This is a genomic window from Eubacterium sp. AM46-8 (assembly GCF_003466705.1).
Lineage (GTDB): Bacteria > Bacillota > Clostridia > Lachnospirales > Lachnospiraceae > Lachnospira.
This window is the reverse complement of sequence record NZ_QSEU01000013.1, coordinates 70,598-91,704: the sequence shown is the minus strand read 5'-3', so window position 1 is coordinate 91,704 and position 21,107 is coordinate 70,598. Positions and strand designations below refer to the sequence as shown.

Sequence of the window (21,107 nt, the reverse complement as noted above, 5' to 3'; positions counted from 1 at the left end):
TAAAAAATTATTATCACACATTTATATAATATGTGATATAATAAATAATGTGGTGAATTAAATTCAACCAACAACTATTATGATATGATAGTGTTTCACGTGAAACATTGTATTATATGGAAAAAGAGGGTAATGTGGGAAGAATAATAGCAATAGCAAATCAGAAAGGCGGAGTTGGTAAAACAACTACTGCAATTAATCTTGCTGCATGTCTGGCTGAAGCAGGACAGAAGATACTTATTATTGATATTGATCCACAGGGTAATACAACAAGTGGGTTTGGATTATCAAAGACTGATATTGAGAAAACAGTTTATGAAGTTTTATTAAGAGAATGTGATATTAAAGAGGCAATTCAGGAACAGGTTATAGAAAATCTTGATATTTTGCCGTCAAATGTTAACCTTGCAGGTGCAGAGATTGATTTAATTGATGTGGAAAATAGAGAATATACATTAAAAGAGAGTATATCAGAGATAAGAGACAGATATGATTATATAATTTTGGACTGTCCGCCATCACTTAGTATGCTTACTGTTAATGCAATGACAGCAGCGGATACTGTATTAGTTCCAATTCAGTGCGAGTATTATGCATTGGAGGGATTAACACAGCTTATACATACAATTAATCTTGTTAAGAAAAAACTTAATCCGGATCTTGAGATGGAAGGTGTTGTATTTACAATGTATGATTCAAGAACTAATCTTTCATTACAAGTTGTTGAGAATGTTAAGGATAATCTTAAGCAGAATATCTATAAGACAATAATACCAAGAAATATCCGTCTGGCAGAGGCACCTAGCCACGGACTTCCAATAAATCTGTATGATCCAAAATCTACAGGTGCAGAAAGTTATAGATTATTAGCAGAAGAAGTAATGGGAAGAGAAGAATAAATATAATGGAGGATTGTAATAGTATGCCAACAAAGAGCACTAAAACAAGTAAATCAAGAGGATTGGGAAAAGGCATTGGTAATCTGTTTCAGGAAGAAGATACTAATGATCAGAAAGTAGTTGTTAAGGAAGTAGTAAAAGAGGTTGTTAAGGAAGTTCCTGTTCCAGCAGAGACTAAACTTAAGATTTCACAAATTGAGCCTAATAAGAACCAGCCAAGAAAAGCATTTGACGAGGATGCACTTATTGAACTTTCAGAGTCAATAAAGCAATATGGTGTATTACAGCCACTTCTTGTGCAAAAGATGGATAAGAATTATCAGATAATAGCTGGTGAAAGACGCTTCAGAGCAGCAAGACTTGCAGGCGTTAAAGAAGTACCTGTAATAATTAAAGATTATTCTTCACAGGAAGTTATGGAAATAGCACTTATTGAAAATATCCAGAGAGAAGACCTTAATCCTATTGAAGAAGCACTTGCTTACCAGCAGCTTATCAAAGATATAGATTAAAACAGGATGAAGTTGCGGAAAAGGTTGCTAAGTCAAGAACTGCAATTACTAACTCATTGAGATTATTAAAACTCGATGAGAGAGTTCAGGAAATGGTAATTGAAGGCAAATTAAGTAGTGGCCATGCAAGGGCAATTATTAGTATTGAAGATAAAGAAAAACAATACATGGTTGCACAGAAGATATTTGATGAAAAGCTTAATGTGCGTGATGTTGAAAAGCTTGTTAAAAATATTGATAAATTAGATAAACCTGTGGAAAAGGCAAAGCCAGAAAATGATTTTGTGTACAGAGATTTTGAGGAAAAATTGAAAAAAATCATGGGTACACAAGTGATTATCAAAAATAAGAATAATAACAAAGGTAAGATAGAAATTCAGTATTATTCACAGGCAGAGCTTGAAAGAATATATGATATGTTAAAGAAAGTTAATGAATAATACATATATTAATATAATATTAAATTAAGAAAAAGAAAGGAATAAATATGTTAGATGTATTTGGATTATTTAAAGTGGATACACTTTATGTAGTTATAGGTCTGCTTGTAATAACAATTGTAGCAATAGTTCTTGCAATTGTTGCAATATGTAAGGCTTGTGCTATGATGAAAAAATACGATATGATGATGGAAGGCTCTGATGGAAAGAGTATGGAGAAAATGGTAAGAAAATATACCGATGACATTATCAATCTTCAGAAGACAAGTGAAGATAATACAGAAGCAATTAAGGATATATATGAAAAAATGCAGCTTACATTCCAGAAGGTTGGTGTTAATAAGTATGATGCATTCCATGAAATGGGTGGAAAGTTAAGCTTTGCACTATGTATGCTTGATAAGAAAGACAATGGATACGTTGTAAATGTAATGCACAGCAATGATGGCTGTTTTGCTTATATTAAGGAAATAGTTAATGGAAAGTCTTATATTGAACTTGGTAAAGAAGAAGAGAAAGCTGTTAAGCAGGCACTGGCCGGACGTATGGGAGATGAAGAATTAAGTAAAGAAATTAACGATTTAATGCAGAAAGACAAAATGTAATTGAAAATATAATGAAAAAGGTGCATAATAGCATTTGGTAAATTTGATAAAATAGTGTCAATAATAGGACACAGAAATGAGGAGTAATGTTAGATTTAAAATTTGTCAGAGAAAACCCGGATATTGTTAAACAAAATATTAAGAATAAATTTCAGGACAGAAAGCTTCCACTTGTAGATGAAGTTATTGAGCTTGATGCCAAGGCTCGTGCAACACAGACAGAAGCTGATGAATTAAGAGCAAACAGGAACAAGCTTTCTAAGCAGATAGGTGCTCTTATGGCACAGGGAAAGAAGGAAGAGGCAGAGGCAGTTAAGGCACAGGTAAGTGCAGATGCAGCAAAGCTTGCTGAATTAGAGGCTTCTGAAAAGGAACTTAATGAAAAGGTTAATAAGATTATGATGACTATTCCTAACATCATAGATCCTAGTGTACCAATCGGAAAAGATGACAGCGAGAATGTTGAAATTGAGAAGTTTGGTGAGCCTGTAGTTCCTGATTTTGAAGTACCATATCATACAGATATTATGGAAAGATTCAACGGAATCGATATGGATGCAGCTGGTAAGGTTGCTGGTAATGGTTTTTATTACCTTATGGGAGATATTGCAAGACTTCATTCAGCAATTATCTCATATGCAAGAGATTTCATGATTGACAGAGGGTTCACATACTGTATTCCTCCTTATATGATAAGAAGTAATGTAGTTACCGGTGTTATGAGCTTTGATGAAATGGATGCTATGATGTATAAGATAGAAGGTGAAGATCTTTACCTTATTGGAACAAGTGAACATTCAATGATTGGTAAGTTTATTGACACAATTACACCTGAGGAAGAGCTTCCAAAGACACTTACAAGCTATTCTCCATGTTTTAGAAAGGAGAAGGGTGCACATGGTATCGAGGAAAGAGGTGTATATAGAATCCACCAGTTCGAGAAGCAGGAAATGATTGTTGTATGCAAGCCAGAAGAAAGCAAGATGTGGTTTGATAAATTATGGCAGAATACAGTAGATTTCTTTAGAACAATGGATATTCCAGTAAGAACACTTGAGTGCTGTTCAGGAGATTTAGCTGACCTTAAGGTTAAGTCTATTGATGTTGAAGCATGGTCACCAAGACAGAAGAAGTACTTCGAGGTTGGTTCATGTTCTAACTTAGGAGATGCTCAGGCAAGAAGACTTAAGATAAGAGTTCAGGGTAAGGACAAGAACAAGTACTTTGCACATACTCTTAACAACACATGTGTTGCACCTCCAAGAATGCTTATCGCATTTCTTGAGAACAACCTTCAGGCAGACGGCAGAGTCCTTATTCCAGAAGCACTCCGTATGTACATGGGTGGAAAGACAGAATTAGTACCAGTTAAGTAATTGGATTATTAAGTAATAGAAATACTGTATATAATTAAAAATGTGGATAAAACATATCAAAAGAATATGTTTTATCCACATTTTCTTAATGTTATCCACAAAATTTGTGGATAAGTGTGTTAAAATCGTGGGAAATCCACTGAAATACTGTTAAATACAGGCATTTCTCTGTGGAAAACCTTATAATAATAGGAATGTGGGAAACATTTACTGGAAATCTACAACATTTATCCACTGCTCGAGAAGTTCTTTTTCTTCTTCTTTATTCTTAGTAAGTCTTGCTGCTGCAACTAATGGGAGCCATTCATTAACATATGAACGTTTTGTGTTAGTTAATTCACAGAAAGCACTTATGTATTTTTCAGGAATATCACTCTTGTCACCAAACTGTAATTTTAGAAGTAAAAATGTATTTGCAATATCGGCAGATGCATTACCCTGTGTTGCATGTACCCAGTCAACTGCTGTGATTTCTTTGATATTTCCCTTGGCATCAGCAGTTACAATAATATTATCAGGACAATAATCTCCGTGACAAAGCTTAGTATGATTCTTCATGGAATTAAGTCTTGTAAGAAGTTCATACTTAACGCTGTTATCAAGTTCTTCAATAGAGTTAATCTGGCGGTTCATTTTATCCTTTAATACCAGAAGAAGTGGGTTAGACTTCTTCTGGAAAGATATCTGGTATTCAACCATTTTCTTAATATAATCATCAGCTTGTCAGGGTATTTTTCAATTAATTGTGTAAGAGTAGGACCTTCAACATATTCACTTGTGATAGACCATTTACCGTCAGTAACAGCAACCTCTAAAAGCTTTGGAATATTAACGCCTGCGTCTTCAACTCTAGAAGTATTAAGAGCTTCATATAAAACATCTGATTTGTTGTAGGTCTTGGCAAAGACCTTAGTAGCTTTGCCATTCTCTACATATACTGATTTTAACTTAGATTTTGCTAAATATTTTTTCATATGACATGTCTTCCTTTCTTAAAATAATAATGATGATTATTTACCATAGTAAGCCTTTAAGTACATGGCTTTCATTTCACTCATAAGAGGATATCTTGGGTTAGCACCAGTACACTGGTCATCAAATGCAGCTTCTGTCATCTCATCAAGAGTTGCAAGGAAGTCTTCCTCTTTAACACCATAATCTGCAATAGTTTTCTTAATTCCTACCTTTGCCTTTAATTCTTCAATAGCCTTGATGAGGTTTTCAAATTTCTCATCATCATCTTTGCCCTCAATTCCAAGGAAGTCAGCACATTCTACATAACGTGCTTTGCAATGTGGATACTGGTACTGTGAGAATGTTCCCATCTTGGTTGGAACCTCTGCAGCATTGAATCTCATTACATCAGTGATAAGAAGAGCATTAGCAATTCCGTGTGGAAGGTGGTGATATGCACCCAGTTTATGTGCAAGTGAGTGGCACACTCCAAGGAAAGCATTAGCAAAAGCCATACCAGCCATAGTAGAAGCTGTTGCCATCTTTTCTCTTGCAACTGCATCATGTGCACCTAATTCATAAGCTGCTGGAAGATATTCAAATATATTCTTCATAGCCTGTAATGCAAGACCATCTGTATATTCTGTTGCCATAATGGAAGCGTATGCTTCAAGTGCATGTGTAAGTGCATCAATACCAGAAGCTGCTGTAAGTCCCTTAGGCTGATCCATATGCATGTCAGCATCGATAATAGCCATCTTAGGAAGTAATTCATAGTCAGCAAGTGGATATTTCTGACCAGTTGTTTCATCAGTAATAACTGCAAATGGAGTTACCTCTGAACCTGTTCCAGAAGATGTTGAGATAGCGACAAAGTAAGCTTTCTCGCCCATCTTAGGGAATGTGTATATTCTCTTTCTGATATCCATGAAACGCATAGCCATATCAAGGAAGTCTGCCTCAGGATGTTCATACATAACCCACATAATCTTGGCAGCATCCATTGCAGAACCACCACCAATTGCGATGATTACATCAGGTTCGAAAAGTCTCATAGCTGCTGTACCTTCTTTAGCACATGCAAGTGTTGGATCTGGTGCTACATTATAGAAAGTAGTATGCATGATTCCTAAAGAATCTAACTTATCTGTGACACATTTGGTATAACCATTCTTATAAAGGAACTGGTCAGTAACGATAAATGCTTTCTTCTTACCCATTACAGTTCCAAGTTCATCAAGGGCAACAGGTAAGCAGCCCTTCTTAAAGTAAACCTTCTCAGGTGCTCTAAACCAAAGCATATTCTCTCTCCTCTCAGCGACAGTCTTTACATTAAGCAGATGTTTTACTCCAACGTTCTCAGATACTGAGTTTCCGCCCCATGAGCCACATCCAAGTGTAAGAGAAGGAGCCATCTTAAAGTTGTAGAGGTCACCGATTCCACCGTGAGATGAAGGTGTATTGATAAGGCAACGGCATGTCTTCATTCTTTCAGAGAATTCAGCAATCTTGTCTGCCTGTGTTTCAACATTAATATAAAGAGATGATGTATGACCAAATCCACCATCTGCAATCAGGTGTTCAGCTTTTGAAAGAGCATCTTCAAAATCTTCTGCCTTGTACATTGCAAGGACAGGTGATAACTTTTCATGAGCAAATTCTTCTGAGAGGTCTACAGATGTTACTTCACCGATAAGAATTTTAGTTTCTTCAGGAACAGTAACGCCTGCTAAAGCAGCAATAGTATGGGCTTTCTGACCAACAATCTTCGCATTAAGGGCACCGTTGATAATAATAGTCTTTCTTACCTTTTCTGTCTCGCTCTTATTAAGGAAGTAGCAGCCTCTGTATGCAAATTCTTCTTTAACAGCCTTGTAAACCTTCTTGTCAACAATTACAGACTGTTCAGAAGCACATATCATACCATTGTCAAATGTCTTAGAATGAATAATTGAGTTAACAGCAAGTATTACATCTGCTGATTCATCAATGATAGCAGGAGTATTACCAGCACCTACACCAAGTGCAGGCTTTCCAGAAGAGTAAGCAGCTTTAACCATTCCAGGTCCGCCGGTAGCTAAGATAATATCTGCTTCCTTCATAAGTGTATCTGTAAGCTCAAGGGAAGGAACATCTATCCAGCCAATGATTCCCTCAGGGGCACCTGCTGCAACAGCAGCTTCAAGAACAACCTTAGCTGCTGCAATTGTCGATTTCTTAGCTCGTGGATGTGGGCTTATGATAATACCATTTCTAGTCTTAAGTGAAATAAGAGTTTTGAAAATAGCTGTTGAAGTTGGATTAGTTGTTGGGATTACGGCTGCAACAACTCCAATAGGTTCAGCAACCTTTTTAATTCCATATGCCTTATCCTCTTCAATAACACCACAAGTCTTAGTATCTCTGTAAGCATTATAAATGTATTCAGAGGCATAATGATTCTTGATAACCTTATCTTCTACAATTCCCATACCAGTTTCTTCAACTGCAAGCTTGGCAAGAGGAATTCTTGCTTTATTGGCAGCAAGTGCAGCAGCAGTAAATATCTTATCTACCTGTTCCTGAGTATAAGTTGCGAAGATGCGTTGAGCCTCCCGTACACCGGCAAGCCTTTCTTCAAGAGCTTCGACTGTGTCAACAATTGGGTAATTCTCAGTTAAATTCTTTGACATAACATTTCCTCCATAACTTGATTCGTGCAATATTGATTGATAATAATTTAACAATGTCAATATAACACTAATATAATTATAAGTCAATATTCATTGTAATATTAATTAAAATATGCTATCTTTTACCTAGTAAATGGTGAATAATTATTAGTTAGATTAAGGATGGAGCGGCTTATGAACCTCTATATAAGAGCCCTTGGATTTGATAAACTTACATCAGAGGCTGAAGAGAAATTTATTAAATTAGAAATAGAAGATAATGTTGCCAATGGATTTGTTATACGTCACGATAAATTAAATCGTGGCGTTATTATCGTGCGTATCAGCAGTTCAACAGGATTATATATATATGGAAGATACGAGAAAGATACATTTATATATGAATATTATTTTCCATTTGTTGTTGGAAAAGTTGCAAGCGACAATGAAGAGATGACTATTGAGAGGCATTTGGATAAAGAATCATTCGCTGTAATATGTGATGAATTAAAGACAGGGGTTACTCTTATATTTTATCTTCAGAATGTTATGGATTATTTTGAATATATATATAGTGGAAAAGAATTTAAAGCTCCTGAATTCAATCCTGACAGAAAGAATGATATAGCAAAGTTACCAATTAAGAATAAAAAGGTTACTCTTACAGGACTGTCTCTTGGCGGAATTGTTATGCTTCCTATAAGAAAAGAGAAAAAGACTCCACGTAATAAGAAGGAAGAACTCGCCAGAAAGAGACTTATTCAGGCTGCTAAGAACGGTGATGAGGATGCCATAGAGAGTCTTACTATAGAGGATATTGATACATATAATGAGCTTTCTAACAGAGTCATGAAAGAGGATATATTCACAATAGTAGATTCGACATTTATGCCATGTGGAGTGGAGTGTGACCAGTATTCGGTAATAGGTGAGATACTGGAGCTTTACGAGGAGAAGAACAGGTACACAGGCGAAAGCATATATATTATGGTGCTTGAGTGTAACAGCCTCATAATTACAACTGCAATTAATAAGCAACATCTGCTTGGTGAGCCTGCTGTTGGAAGAAGATTCAAAGGGCAGATATGGCTTCAGGGTAATGTAAGATTCACAGATTAGAATGCCAGCATTGACCACAAGATTCAAATGTGGTAGAATTTTTCATGGTGTTTAGCCAAGTTGTTCTCATAGTTAAGTGGATATAACGGGGACCTCCTAAGTCTCAATCCCCAGTTCGACTCTGGGTGGGAACATTATTATTAGAAACAACCTAATTAAGAATAAGTAACAGAGGAAAATGTTTATGAATTATATTGTTATGGATCTTGAGTGGAATCAGAGTGCCAAGGGAAAACAATTTTCTGAGGAACATTTTCCTTTTGAGATTATACAGATAGGTGCGGCAAAAGTTAATGAGCAGCTTGATATTGTAGATGAGTGGCAGTGTATTATTAAGCCACATGTGTATACCAAGCTTCAGAATAATATTAAGAAGATTCTTGGAATTACAGAAAAAGACCTTGATAATGGAACGGATTTTGTGTCAGGTGTAACTGAATTTCTTAAATGGTGCGGTGAGGATTATACATTTGTTACATGGGGAAGCATGGATATTACGGAATTAAGACGTAACATGAAGTACTATGATGTGCCGGAGAACTTTTCTATGCCACTTCTGTATCTTGACCTTCAGAAGCTTTACAGCATTAATTTCTCAGATGGTAAGACACGCATGAATCTTAAGTCTGCGATTGATGAGCAGGGAATTAAGGGGGATGAGCATTATCATTCAGCAATGAGTGATGCAAGATATACAGCCAAGATAATGAAGACACTTGACTTTGACAGGGTTAAGAAGTTCTGCAGTATAGATACATTTACAATTCCAGAATCAAGAAAAGACGAGATATATCTTAACTTTGGGACATATGAGAAGTATATTTCTAAGGGATTTGCTACGAGGGACAAGGCTGCAAGCGACAGAACTGTACGTTCCTGCAAGTGTTTCTTATGCGGCAGGGCTATGGAAAGAACGGTAAAATGGTTTTCCACTAATTCAAAGAGTTATTATGGTCTGTTTACATGTGATGAACATGGTCTTATAAAAGGCAGATTCAAAATCAAGCAGAGTGAAGGCGGCAGATTCTATGCTATAAGAATAATGAAGTGCACTGATGAGAAGGGGGCACTTAAGATATATGAAAAGCAGATAAAAGAGAGGGAACACAGACGCAGACGTCGTCAGGCTGAGAAACTTTCAGTGCAGCAATAAAGGCATGTCAGAAAATAAACTGACATGCCTTTTTTAGTGAATTAATATGTGTTAGAACATAAGACCATATATTACAGCCAAACCAAGTATTATCTGGACAATTGTGAATCTGAAAACAACTTGTGTATCTGACCAGTCTTTATTCTTTCTCATATGGTCGTGGATTGGCGTACGAAGGTTCTTCATGAGGTTGATGTGAAGAAATCTCATGAATGAAACCTTGATAAGACCAAGTCCGCCGTCAAGGATAATTACAAGTGCCATTGGAATATAAAGCAACGGTGCATGGAGCTTGAGGAATGTAAATGCAATGAATATTCCTATTGCTCTCGAACCGGCATCACCCATAAGCAGCTTACTTGGTGATGCGTTGAACCACAGGTAGCCGAGGATACACACAACCATAATAAGAACAGTATGTCTGTAAGCTGATTCAATATTAAATGACTTAAAAAGTATATATACTGAGGCAAGTGTTACAACTGAAAGTGTACCACATAAGCCGTCAACACCATCTGAGCAGTTAGTAACGTTGATACTTACCCAGATAAGTATGATGATAAGTATTGCATAGATGATTGGATTGAGAGTTACTGTCTTTCCAAAGAATGCAAGGTCAAATGTGTTAGGGTTGTAATGCAGGTAAGTGACAGCTGCCATAACTGATATTGCAAGGTCAATAAGACCTTTCTTTAAATTACCCCATGGTGACGAAGCACTATCATCAAGGTATCCGCTGAGCATTGCGGCAAGTACAAGTATAAGATAAATGATAAGCTCGGCACTTAAGTTTACAAATAATGCACATGTGACAGTGAATGTAAGAATGAAAATCATGCCGGCACCTCTTGGTTTTCCAACCGATTTACTTCCGTTGATGGCATAAGCTCTTCCGGCATCTCTTGGGAGAAGATTCTTGCCAAGAGCAATTGCAGCTATTGTAAATGCGAAGGCAAATAAAATGCTTGCAAATGCTATGATGTTGGTGAAACTTTCGTTGACAATATAGTATATCATAAGAATTTAATACTCCTTTTCATCTTTCTAACTTATATACAGCATTTATTTCAATGCGATTTACAGTATAACATAATATATGTGAAATGAACATTTTTTTTGCTAATGAAATGTAGTAATTAATTTGCTAATGTGTTAATATACTATTAATTAGTGGGATAATCTGAGGGGACCCATGAGTGTCGTGTAAGATAATAATAATATAATGGAGGATTTTATGAAGAATATGCAAAAATACGAGCAGCTGGCAATCACAGAAGTGGATGCATATCTTTTTGGACAGGGAACTCATTATGAGATATATAACAAAATGGGCGCACATGTTGGAGTAAAAGACGGAAAAGAAGGTGTGTATTTTGCTGTGTGGGCACCTGCGGCAAGAGAAGTCTATGTTATAGGTGAGTTTAATAACTGGAATGCATATGGTTATGATATGAAGAAGATTTCAGATGGTGGAATATATGATTTGTTCATACCAGGAGCTAAAGCAGGGGATATGTATAAGTATCTTATTATTTCACAGAGTGGAGAGGCACTTTACAAGGCAGATCCATATGCTAATCAGGCACAGTTAAGACCAGAGACAGCATCAATAGTTGCCGATCTTTCAGGTTATGAATGGAAAGATTCTGAATGGGTTGAGAAGAAGAAGACAGAGAATCATCTTAAAGCGCCTCTTTCTATATATGAATGTCATCTTGGCTCATGGAAGAAGAAAGATGATGGAACAGAGGACGGATTCTATACATATAGAGAATTAGCACCTGAGCTTGCAAAATATGTAACAGATATGGGATATACACATATTGAACTTATGGGAATTGCAGAGTATCCATATGATGGATCATGGGGATATCAGGTAACTGGTTATTATGCACCTACAGCAAGATACGGAACACCTAAGGATTTCATGTATTTTGTAGATTATATGCATGAAAAAGGAATTGGTGTAATTCTTGACTGGGTGCCGGCACATTTTCCAAAGGATGCGCATGGACTTGCTAATTTCGATGGAAGCTGTGTATATGAGTATGCAGACCCTAGAAAGGGAGAGCATCCTGACTGGGGAACTAAGGTATTTGATTATTCCAAGAATGAAGTGGCTAACTTCCTTATTGCTAATGGAATGTTCTGGGTGGACAAGTTCCATATTGATGGCTTAAGAGTTGATGCTGTTGCTTCAATGCTGTATCTGGATTACGGAAGGACAGATGGAAACTGGGTCCCTAACAAATATGGTGACAACGGCAATCTCGAAGCAATCAGTTTTTTAAAGCATTTTAACAGCATGTTAAAGAAGAGATTTCCACAGGCAATAACTATAGCAGAGGAGTCAACAGCATGGCCTATGGTTAGTGGTGATCCTGACAATGGGGAATGTCTTGGCTTTACATTTAAGTGGAATATGGGTTGGATGCATGATTTCCTTGAATATATGAAGCTTGATCCATATTTCAGAAAGTTTAATCATAGCAAGATGACATTTTCATTGATGTATGCTTACAGCGAGAATTTCATTCTTGTGCTTTCACATGATGAGGTTGTACATCTTAAGTGTTCTATGCTTGGTAAAATGCCTGGTGACAGGGAGGACAAGTTCAAGAATCTTAAGCTGGCATATGCATATATGTGTGGACATCCTGGAAAGAAGCTTTTATTCATGGGACAGGAATTTGGTCAGTGGAATGAGTGGAGTGAGAAGCGTGCGCTTGACTGGTATCTGTTAGAGGATGAAAGTCATACAGAACTTAAGGATTTTACAAAGAAGTGTCTGAAGCTTAATAAGAATTATCCATGTCTGTATGCTACTGATTATAGCAGTGAAGGATTCAGATGGATTAATGCCAATGATAAAGATAATAGCGTTTTATCGTTTATGAGAATCAGTCCGGATGGAAAGAAGAATCTTCTCTTTGTACTTAATTTTACACCAGTTGAAAGAGACAGCTTCAGAATAGGAGTTCCGTTCAAGACTAAGTATAAGCTGGTTCTTGGAGATAATGAAGCTGACCAGAAGAAGACTCTTACAGCCGTTAAGGGAGATTGTGATGGATATCCGCAGTCATTGCTCATTGACTTACATAAGTATGGAATAGCTGTTTATGAGTTTAATGGTGATGTTTCTAAGGTTCAGCCAAGTAAGATATAATAATATGGCATTGAAGTCCCCGTATATTTGCGGGGACTTTTTTTGACTGAATGTGAATTTTCAGGAAAAAGTTTCGTATATAATTATAGATATGGATAAGAAGATACATTTAATAAAAATGCGCCACCAGATTACTTTACTGGGGCGCATTCTTTTATAATCTATGTCTTCTTTTGTTATAGTGTCTTCTCTGGCGCTTTCTTCTTGCATGCTCTTCAATAATATAGATAACGAACAGGATAACAGCTCCGATTCCAACGAGTATCCAGATATTAATCTTAATGCATGTCTTAGGTGTATAAGTTGATGTCACATCATTATTAATATATGGGAGCTGGCTGCCTGTGTCCGTGCCAGCTGCACAGATATTAAGTGTTGTAGTTCCTACCGTATTATCATTGTACAGGAACTTAAGATGTGTTGTCATAACACCATTCTCATTGGTCATGTCATAATTATCATCAACTGTCATTGATACATTCGACAATGAACTTTTATTAGGTATTGTGATAAATGAAGCATTTAGCCCAAAGTTTAGTGAAAGAGTTGAGAAAACAGCTGAGTTATAATAGTTGTCATTAGAGAACATTGCTCCGAGCTGGCTTCCGGTTGTTGTTGATTTCTGGAAATTCGCAAATCCCCAGTCAAAAAGGGTTTTTGTATCAACATATCTTATCTCATCTGTGGCTTCCTTAAATACAACGCATATAAGACGCATACCGTCTTTTTCTGCAAATGTAACAAGTGTATTCTGTGATTCATCAGTATATCCTGTTTTGCCACCCTTGCAGTATTCATAATAGTAGGCGCGACCCTTTAACATCTTGTGTCGGTGTCTGATTGTACGTTGTGCAGACATGTTAGTTGCAGGAATTACATATGCATCGGCAGTTGAATCAATGCTGACAAAAGAAGCATTGTTATAGCACCCTCTTGCAATCATTGCCATATCATAGGCTGTTGTGTAGTGGTCGGTATTATATAATCCGCTCGCATTGGCAAAATGTGTATTCAAAGCACCAAGTTCTTTTGCCTTGGCATTCATCATATCGACAAATGCATCTATTGAGCCAGCCACATGTTCACCGAGGGCATAAGCCATCTCGTTGGCAGAATACAGCAGAAGTCCGTGAAGAAGCTGGTTGACAGTAAATTGCTCACCTGCTTTTGAACTTAAGTTGGCATCCTCATATACATTAATTGAGTTAGCAGCTGACTGTGAAAATGTTACAACATCGTCCATATTACAGTTCTCAATAGTAAGGAGTCCTGTTAAAATCTTGGTTGTGCTGGCTGGATAACATTTTTCATGAGAGTTCCTCTCGAAAAGAATGGATCCTGTATCAGCATCAATAAGAATGCAGCTGCTTGAGTTAACATCAGGTGCATCCGGCCATACAGCCTCTGTGCTGGTTGTGTCTGTCTCGCTGTAGACTTTGTTGTATGCTGCAGCCTGGGTATCTGTTGCAAAAGCTGAGAACACCAAAACAGTGGCAGATGCCGCGCTGGCTATCTTTATAAGTAATCCTTTTAAAAATTGCTTTTTCATTATAGAGATAATTCCTCCGATTAATAAAATATACAAATACATTGTAGCCCAGGATTGTACATAAGTAAACCCCGCTTGGCAAAAAGTGATATTTATGGTAAATAATATATAGGAAACTCAGATTTCGGCTATGTCTGTGTGCGGCATGTGCTTTCAGGATGACTTCGCTTAGCATGAGTAAATGCCGCCATCTGCAAAGTCTATTTCAGTGCGTGAAATCAAACGCACTTCGTTTGGACGTGCTTTCACGCACTGAACTTGTGCAGATAGTGGCATTAACTCCTGCACAGCTTGTCATATTCAAGCGTATACCGCACACGGACATAGCCGAAATCTGAGCTAATATATAAGATAGGAGTAACGTATGAGACTTAGAAATGTACCCGGAGCAAGGGAAGTAATGATAGAGAATGAATATGTGTTTACAGAGCCAGAGGGGATGAAAGGCACATGGTCACAGGTTTTCGGTAACGATAATCCAATCCGTATTGAGATTGGTATGGGTAAAGGCACATTTATAACAACACTGGCAGCGAATAATCCTGATATTAATTATGTGGGTATTGAAAAGTATTCAAGCGTGCTTTTAAGAGCTGTAGAGAAACAGGATGAGCTTCAGCTTCCTAATTTAAGATTCATAAGAATGGATGCAGAGGCAATATGTGAGGTGTTTGGAGAGGGAGAGGTAGACAGAATATACCTTAATTTTTCAGATCCATGGCCAAAAGACAGACATGCGAAGAGAAGACTTACCTCAAGACAGTTCATGGCAAGATATGACATTATATTAAAGCCGGACGGACAGGTGGAATTCAAAACAGATAATAAAGATTTATTCGATTTTTCGTTAGAAGAGATTAAAGAGGCGGGCTGGGAGCTTCCTGTTGTCACATTTGACTTACATAATGACTCTGTACTTAACGAGGGTAATGTAATGACAGAGTATGAGACAAGATTTTCACAGATGGGCAATCCTATCTGTAAACTTATTGCAGTAAGAAATCATTAATAATAAATGCATATACTATATAAAGGCTTTGGGAGAAACATTGTGAAGAATAAAGCATTTGCAAGGAAAGTATCAGAAGTGATGTATGTGCATAAAGGAGCGAATTACAGAGTGGTAAGGTTTAAGAATTCCCTCGACGATGTCGTGAGAATCCTTAATACCAAGAAATAATGTACTAGTACTTACTAAAGGTCATCGGGCGAGTCATAAGGCTGCACGGTGACTTTTCTTTTGTCCAGGAAATGTTGCACTGTGATGTTTAACAGATAGCTTAATACAGCAAATACAGGAACTCCGAGGAACATTCCAATTACGCCAAACAGCGCACCACCTACGGTTATTGAAAATACAACCCATACAGGCTTAAGACCTGTAGTACTGCCGATGATACGAGGTCCGATAAGCAGACCGTCAACCTGCTGGATGCAGACAATCATGATTACAAATATTATAAGTTTGATAGGGCTTGCGATAACAATAATCACACCGCCAATCACGCCGCCGATGTATGGTCCGAAATACGGAATCATGTTTGTTATGCCGACAATCACGCTTATAAGCACTGCATATGGCAGCTTGAGAATCAGCATGATAATAAAGCAGATAATCATGACAATAATTGAGTCAAATGATTTGCCGATAATATAATTAATAAAAATGCTTGCACAATTCTTACAGATGATGCGTGTATTGTCTGCTGTTTTCCTAGGAAGCACGGCATATAAAAATCTCTTAAAATGATAAAAGATATTCTTATTATCAGAAATCATGTAGATGGACACGATAATTGCAATAATAAGGTTTAACACACCTGAAAGAATGGCCATGGATGTATTAAGAATGTAAGGAACCATATTGGTAAGTGCACCAGTCATGTAGTCAACAAGTTTAGGAAGAGCATCTTCAATCTTCTGATTAATGAAATTGTAATCAATAGAAGAATTGGCGTGCTTATCTTCAAACTCAGTGAACCAGTTGCGGATATTCTCGTACCATACAGGAGCCTGATTGGCAATCTCTGTAATGCTTTTGTATATTTGAGGTACAACAAAGCCTATTAATACTGCAAATGCGCCAACTGCTATCAGGTAAGCAACAAGAATTGAAAGCATTTTGGCAGCTTTCTTGGACTTGATATGGCATACCCCCATGAAGAACCTGTTATAAAGGATCTTGATAAACGGATAAAGAACAAGCGCAATCATGGCACCAATAAGAAATGGTGACAGTATATGGAATATATTGCCCAATGACTTGACGGTTGCAGGCCAGTTACCAATGAACTTATATATAAGAATTGCACCTAGCACAAAAAGCAGACCATATATAACAATTGTAAAGTATTTGCTGTTAGGCTGGAATACATTCTTGCCAACAGCTTTGTCAGGTTTTGGCGGCTGTTCCTGTTCAGAATCAAGATTAATAGCCTCAATTGGAATATTGTCAACGTGTTTTGGCTGTTGTTCGAATTTTTTTAACTTCATATCAACTCTCTTTTCTTAATAAATGTATATTAAATATAAATATTTTCTCTTAAAATTGGGAATATAATAGAATTATAAGGGGTATAAAGGCACATATCAATATAAAAAACATGGTAAAATGATGAAAAAACAAGAAAATTATAAAAAAAGATAAATTGTTCTTAAATAAATACAAAAAAGTACTTGCATTTTATTAAACCTTGCTATAGAATATCACTTGTGCTTGAGACAACACAAAAGCACAGAACAAAATAAGTTACGCACCGCTAGCTCAGTTGGTAGAGCACCTGACTCTTAATCAGGGTGTCCAGGGTTCGAACCCCTGGCGGTGCACTGGAAGGTCTTATGATTTAGGGAATCCTAGGTTGTAAGGCTTTTATTTTTATGTTAAGACAAATGTTTGACATAAATATATGAATAGAGTAATATGATAATACAAAGGAACTTACCGATAGACGGCTAGCCTTTGTAGATTAGAGAGTTAAAAAATAACTGCCCAAACTGTCCAGGCTGGGGCGGTTATTTTTTTGTCTTTTTATCAGAAAGAATAACAACAAGTGTTATAACTTCAATTAATACAAGTGTGTATGTAAGAAGATCTGAAAAAGTTAGCACGCCTATCACCTCCTTTTAAATACAACAAAAAACAACGCAATGCACCAATTGAGAATTGAAGATGTTAATATCTTGACAATGTGATATCAAAATGATATCATACAAATATCAACAAAGACACCATTAAAAGAATAATCGATAACAAGGTTAATAATCAGGGTGTCCAGGAGGTATTTTTATATGGAAGAAAAGGTTTTGAAGAAAAGCAAGAATGGTCTGGCAATGGTTACGCTGTTTATATTACTTTACGCAGCAGCTATAGCAGCAATTATTGTCGGTTCGATTATGGTTGAACAGGCAGAGACTAAAGCGGGATGGGTAGTACTTATCGTTGCAGGCGTTGTATACGCAGCAATAGGCTGGATATTCTTTATCGGTCTTAAGGTATTAAAACCACAGGAAGCACTTGTGCTTACACTTTTTGGCAAGTATGTTGGAACTATTAAAGAAGCGGGATTCTATTTTGTGAATCCGTTTTGTGTTGCTGTTAACCCGGCAGCGTCAACTAAGCTTAACCAGAGCGGTGATGTGACAGGAGATGGAAAAAAGCTTGATCTGGCAAGTATGGCAGGTGTTGCAGGAATGGCAATTGCAGCAGGAAATAATTCACAGTCAGCTAATAAGAAGATTTCACTTAAGATAATGACACTGAGCAACAGCAGACAGAAGATTAATGACTGCCTTGGTAATCCTGTTGAGATTGGTATCGCAGTTATGTGGAAAGTGACAGATACGGCTAAGGCAGTGTTTAATGTAGATAATTATAAGGAATATCTTTCATTACAGTGTGACAGCGCACTCCGTAATATTGTCCGCATGTATCCATATGATGTCGCAGAAAATGTAGATACAACGGGAGATGGAATTGCAGATGAGGGAAGCCTTCGTGGTTCAAGTGAAGTTGTAGCAGAAAGAATAAGAAAAGAAATCCAGGGCAAAGTAGCAGATGCCGGACTTGAGATAATAGAAGCACGAATAACATATCTTGCGTATGCACCTGAGATAGCAGCAGTAATGCTTCAGAGACAGCAGGCATCAGCAATAGTAGATGCAAGAAAGATGATAGTTGATGGTGCTGTAGGAATGGTAGAGATGGCACTTGAGAGATTATCAGAAAAACAGGTTATAGAGCTTGATGAAGAGAGAAAAGCAGCTATGGTATCCAACCTTTTAGTCGTCCTTTGTGGAAACAAAGATGCCCAGCCAGTAGTTAATTCAGGAAGTCTTTACTAATGGCAGATTCAGGTAAGAAACAGGTTCCTCTCCGGTTATCAGCTAAACTCTATGATGCCATTGCAGCGTGGGCAGAGGACGATTTCAGATCTGTGAATGGACAGATAGAATATCTGCTGACCGAGTGTGTACGACAGAGAAAGAAGAATGGTGCGCCAGTTCCGCACGAGCTTGATGTTCCACCAGATTTAGATATCAGGTAGAATAAAAAATGAATATATAACTATTATATATAAAACGTCCCCATACTGACATTATAAATGCTGGTATGGAGACGTTTTTAAAATATATAATATCGGATAAAACCAGGTGAAACTTAACATACTACCTTCGAAAGGAGGTGGCAAAATGTTTCCAGCATTTGACTATAATCATGAAAAAGATGAGTACAGAAACGGATGCGATAATGGGCAGGGCGATAAAGGTTATGATGACGGTGAGAATGAATTTGCCAGCAATCTTGACGAGAGTGATGTAATGCGTCCGGTCAATTCGCTAGATGATTATACAAGTTTCCTTTTGTGGGGAACTGATTTTGACGACAAGAATAATATCTAAAAATAGTATTAATAATTTATTAATCTTTGAAAGGCTGATTGACTGAATATTTTCAATGTTATATGATAAGCGAAAATGGAGGTATGAGTTTAGTATGTATGGGTATATAGTTGTTGATCAGCCAGAACTGAAATTCAGAGAATTTGATAAATACCGCTCATACTATTGTGGTCTGTGCGATTCGCTGGCAGAAGCGCATGGATTGAAGGGGCAGATTTCCTTAAGCTATGATATGACATTTCTGGTTATACTTCTTACAGGGTTGTATGAACCGGAAACTATATACTCTGAGGAACGTTGCGTCACACATCCATTAAGAAAGCATCCTGTGAGGCGTAACGTTGTTTCAGATTATGTTGCGGACATGAATGTCCTTCTGACATATTACAAATGTATGGACGACTGGTACGATGAGAAAAAGGTCTTGAAAAGAACTTATGCCGAGGTACTGAAAAGAGATATTAAAGAGCTTGAGAAGAAATATCCGCAGAAGGCAGAGATTATAAAGAAAAGCCTTTCTAAGTTGTCAGAATATGAAAAAGCACAGGAAACGAACATTGACAAGCCAGCAGAGCAGTTTGGTATACTGTTAGGTGAAGTTGCTGCCATGAAAGATGATGAGTGGAGTGATGAGTTAAGGGTGCTTGGCAATAATCTTGGCAGATTCATATATCTGCTGGATGCATATGATGATTTGGAAAAAGATGAGAAAAAGAACAATTATAATGTGTTTAAGTATCATAAGGATGTAGAGGATTTTGATACATTTGCAGAAAACATACTTAAAGCATATATGGCAGGATGTGCAAGAGCTTTTGAGAGACTGCCGATTCTTGCTAATGCAGAACTGTTAAGAAATATTATATATTCAGGTGTATGGACAAAGTTCTACGCCGCCAGAAGAAAAAGAATTGACACTGCCGGTAAGCAGTTGGAGGAACATAATGACAGATCCATATAAAGTGTTGGGAGTATCAAGGGATGCTTCCGATGATGAAGTGAAAAAAGCATACAGAACACTGAGCCGAAAGTATCATCCTGATGCTAACATCAATAATCCTAATAAGGATCAGGCAGAAGAGATGTTTAAGCTTGTGCAGCAGGCGTATAACCAGATAATGCGTGAGCGTGAGGGCGGATACAGCAGTCAGTCATATAGCCAGACGCGTTATGGTACAGGACGTTCAGACCATTATGGTTATGATGGTGATTATCAGAACCAGTCACAGGGCGGCTATGGAGATTTTGGAAGCTTCTGGGGATTCGGGCCATTTGGATTTGGCGGATATACAGGAAGCTATGGTGGCAATGGATATGGCAGTGATAATCTCAATGGCAATGATCCTACAACAGTGCATCTGAGGGCAGCAGCTAATTATATTAATAATTCAAGTTATGATGAAGCTATTAATGTGCTTAACAACATAACTGACCGGGATGGAAGATGGTACTACTATAGTGCATTAGCACATCTTGGAAAAGGAGAAGAAGCAACTGCGTTGGAAGATGCCAAGCGTGCGTTGGATTCTGATCCTGACAATATGCAGTATCAGCTGTTGTATCAGCGTATTGCAAGCGGTGGAAGCTGGTATGCAGGAAGAAGGACGCAGTATCAGGGGCCATCATCTACAACATATTGTACAGGCTGTGCTCCGTGGGTTGCACTCTGCCTGTGTTCAAATATATGTATGCCTATGTGCTGTGGCTATGGTTCAGGCGGCTATTATCCGGGAGGAAGCATATAAATAAGGGATGTTACCAGATTACTGTGTTAAGGTAACATC

The 21,107-nt window shown here is 37.4% G+C and carries 21 protein-coding genes, 1 tRNA gene and 1 pseudogene; 17 read left to right on the top strand and 6 right to left on the bottom strand.

Annotation, left to right across the window (positions count from 1 at the left end; translation table 11 throughout):
* Positions 1-134: 134 nt before the first annotated feature.
* The 6 genes and pseudogenes from DW963_RS09775 to serS all read left to right on the top strand — a co-directional run bounded on the left by DW963_RS09775 (position 135) and on the right by serS (position 3,832).
* Positions 135-899: a ParA family protein gene (locus DW963_RS09775; RefSeq protein ID WP_117915426.1), complete on the top strand. Its 765-nt coding sequence runs from the start codon at positions 135-137 to the stop codon at positions 897-899.
* A gap of 23 nt (positions 900-922) precedes the next feature.
* Complete coding sequence (locus tag DW963_RS14025) at positions 923-1,411, top strand: ParB/RepB/Spo0J family partition protein (protein WP_353652808.1); 489 nt, start codon at positions 923-925, stop codon at positions 1,409-1,411.
* Between the two features lie 41 nt (positions 1,412-1,452).
* Positions 1,453-1,590: pseudogene (locus DW963_RS14155) on the top strand (ParB-like helix-turn-helix domain-containing protein); the annotation flags it as partial.
* Complete coding sequence (locus DW963_RS14020; protein ID WP_502694416.1) at positions 1,579-1,851, top strand: hypothetical protein; 273 nt, start codon at positions 1,579-1,581, stop codon at positions 1,849-1,851. The pseudogene DW963_RS14155 and the gene DW963_RS14020, both read left to right, overlap by 12 nt.
* 47 nt (positions 1,852-1,898) lie before the next feature.
* Positions 1,899-2,456, top strand: a complete 558-nt coding sequence (locus DW963_RS09765; protein ID WP_117915424.1) for a DUF4446 family protein — start codon at positions 1,899-1,901, stop codon at positions 2,454-2,456.
* Positions 2,457-2,542: 86 nt separating this feature from the next.
* A complete protein-coding gene (gene serS / locus DW963_RS09760; protein WP_117915422.1) occupies positions 2,543-3,832 on the top strand; it encodes a serine--tRNA ligase in 1,290 nt (429 codons plus the stop codon).
* Positions 3,833-4,039: 207 nt separating this feature from the next.
* Here the strand turns inward: serS and DW963_RS13755 are convergent, their stop codons facing one another.
* The 3 genes from DW963_RS13755 to adhE are packed head-to-tail and all read right to left on the bottom strand — an operon-like array spanning position 4,040 to position 7,458.
* A complete protein-coding gene (locus DW963_RS13755; protein ID WP_286169290.1) occupies positions 4,040-4,531 on the bottom strand; it encodes a phosphotransferase family protein in 492 nt (163 codons plus the stop codon).
* The gene (locus tag DW963_RS13750; RefSeq protein ID WP_252969189.1) at positions 4,474-4,806 is read right to left on the bottom strand and encodes a BUD32 family EKC/KEOPS complex subunit; all 333 of its coding nucleotides are present in this window, start codon (positions 4,804-4,806) and stop codon (positions 4,474-4,476) included. Before DW963_RS13750 ends, DW963_RS13755 begins: the two co-directional genes overlap by 58 nt.
* Before the next feature lie 36 nt (positions 4,807-4,842).
* Positions 4,843-7,458 carry a bifunctional acetaldehyde-CoA/alcohol dehydrogenase gene (gene adhE, locus DW963_RS09750; protein ID WP_117915420.1) on the bottom strand — a complete coding sequence of 872 codons (2,616 nt, stop codon included), beginning with the start codon at positions 7,456-7,458 and terminating at the stop codon, positions 4,843-4,845.
* Positions 7,459-7,632: 174 nt separating this feature from the next.
* Here adhE and DW963_RS09745 point away from each other — a divergent pair, with 174 nt between their 5' ends.
* Entirely contained in the window at positions 7,633-8,556 is a 924-nt protein-coding gene (locus DW963_RS09745) for a DUF3881 family protein (protein WP_158567459.1), read from the top strand.
* A 184-nt stretch (positions 8,557-8,740) separates the two neighbouring features.
* Positions 8,741-9,709, top strand: a complete 969-nt coding sequence (locus DW963_RS09740) for a 3'-5' exonuclease (RefSeq protein WP_158568694.1) — start codon at positions 8,741-8,743, stop codon at positions 9,707-9,709.
* Between the two features lie 51 nt (positions 9,710-9,760).
* Here the strand turns inward: DW963_RS09740 and DW963_RS09735 are convergent, their stop codons facing one another.
* Positions 9,761-10,726, bottom strand: coding sequence for an MraY family glycosyltransferase (locus tag DW963_RS09735; RefSeq protein WP_117915414.1), 966 nt, complete (start codon positions 10,724-10,726; stop codon positions 9,761-9,763).
* Positions 10,727-10,943: 217 nt separating this feature from the next.
* On the opposite strand from DW963_RS09735, the gene glgB reads away from it, so the two are divergent.
* Positions 10,944-12,875, top strand: coding sequence for a 1,4-alpha-glucan branching protein GlgB (gene glgB / locus DW963_RS09730; RefSeq protein WP_243004271.1), 1,932 nt, complete (start codon positions 10,944-10,946; stop codon positions 12,873-12,875).
* A gap of 154 nt (positions 12,876-13,029) precedes the next feature.
* Here the strand turns inward: glgB and DW963_RS09725 are convergent, their stop codons facing one another.
* On the bottom strand, positions 13,030-14,424 hold the full coding sequence (locus DW963_RS09725; protein WP_158568692.1) for a D-alanyl-D-alanine carboxypeptidase family protein: 1,395 nt from the start codon (positions 14,422-14,424) through the stop codon (positions 13,030-13,032).
* A 364-nt stretch (positions 14,425-14,788) separates the two neighbouring features.
* Here DW963_RS09725 and trmB point away from each other — a divergent pair, with 364 nt between their 5' ends.
* A complete protein-coding gene (trmB, locus tag DW963_RS09720) occupies positions 14,789-15,433 on the top strand; it encodes a tRNA (guanosine(46)-N7)-methyltransferase TrmB (protein WP_117915408.1) in 645 nt (214 codons plus the stop codon).
* A gap of 42 nt (positions 15,434-15,475) precedes the next feature.
* Complete coding sequence (locus DW963_RS13745) at positions 15,476-15,604, top strand: hypothetical protein (RefSeq protein WP_265416935.1); 129 nt, start codon at positions 15,476-15,478, stop codon at positions 15,602-15,604.
* 14 nt (positions 15,605-15,618) lie between these two features.
* Here DW963_RS13745 and DW963_RS09715 read toward each other — a convergent pair whose 3' ends face one another.
* A complete protein-coding gene (locus DW963_RS09715; RefSeq protein WP_117915406.1) occupies positions 15,619-16,917 on the bottom strand; it encodes an AI-2E family transporter in 1,299 nt (432 codons plus the stop codon).
* 260 nt (positions 16,918-17,177) lie between these two features.
* Here DW963_RS09715 and DW963_RS09710 point away from each other — a divergent pair.
* The 6 genes from DW963_RS09710 (at position 17,178) to DW963_RS09685 (ending at position 21,068) form a co-directional block, all read left to right on the top strand.
* A tRNA-Lys gene (locus DW963_RS09710) sits at positions 17,178-17,250 on the top strand.
* A gap of 462 nt (positions 17,251-17,712) precedes the next feature.
* On the top strand, positions 17,713-18,765 hold the full coding sequence (locus tag DW963_RS09705; protein ID WP_117915404.1) for an SPFH domain-containing protein: 1,053 nt from the start codon (positions 17,713-17,715) through the stop codon (positions 18,763-18,765).
* The gene (locus DW963_RS09700; RefSeq protein WP_117915402.1) at positions 18,765-18,968 is read left to right on the top strand and encodes a type II toxin-antitoxin system antitoxin; all 204 of its coding nucleotides are present in this window, start codon (positions 18,765-18,767) and stop codon (positions 18,966-18,968) included. Before DW963_RS09705 ends, DW963_RS09700 begins: the two co-directional genes overlap by 1 nt.
* Positions 18,969-19,113: 145 nt before the next feature.
* Entirely contained in the window at positions 19,114-19,323 is a 210-nt protein-coding gene (locus tag DW963_RS09695; protein WP_117915400.1) for a hypothetical protein, read from the top strand.
* Between the two features lie 94 nt (positions 19,324-19,417).
* Complete coding sequence (locus tag DW963_RS09690) at positions 19,418-20,284, top strand: DUF5685 family protein (RefSeq protein WP_199669379.1); 867 nt, start codon at positions 19,418-19,420, stop codon at positions 20,282-20,284.
* Positions 20,268-21,068, top strand: coding sequence for a DnaJ domain-containing protein (locus tag DW963_RS09685; RefSeq protein ID WP_012740245.1), 801 nt, complete (start codon positions 20,268-20,270; stop codon positions 21,066-21,068). Before DW963_RS09690 ends, DW963_RS09685 begins: the two co-directional genes overlap by 17 nt.
* Positions 21,069-21,107: the final 39 nt, after the last annotated feature.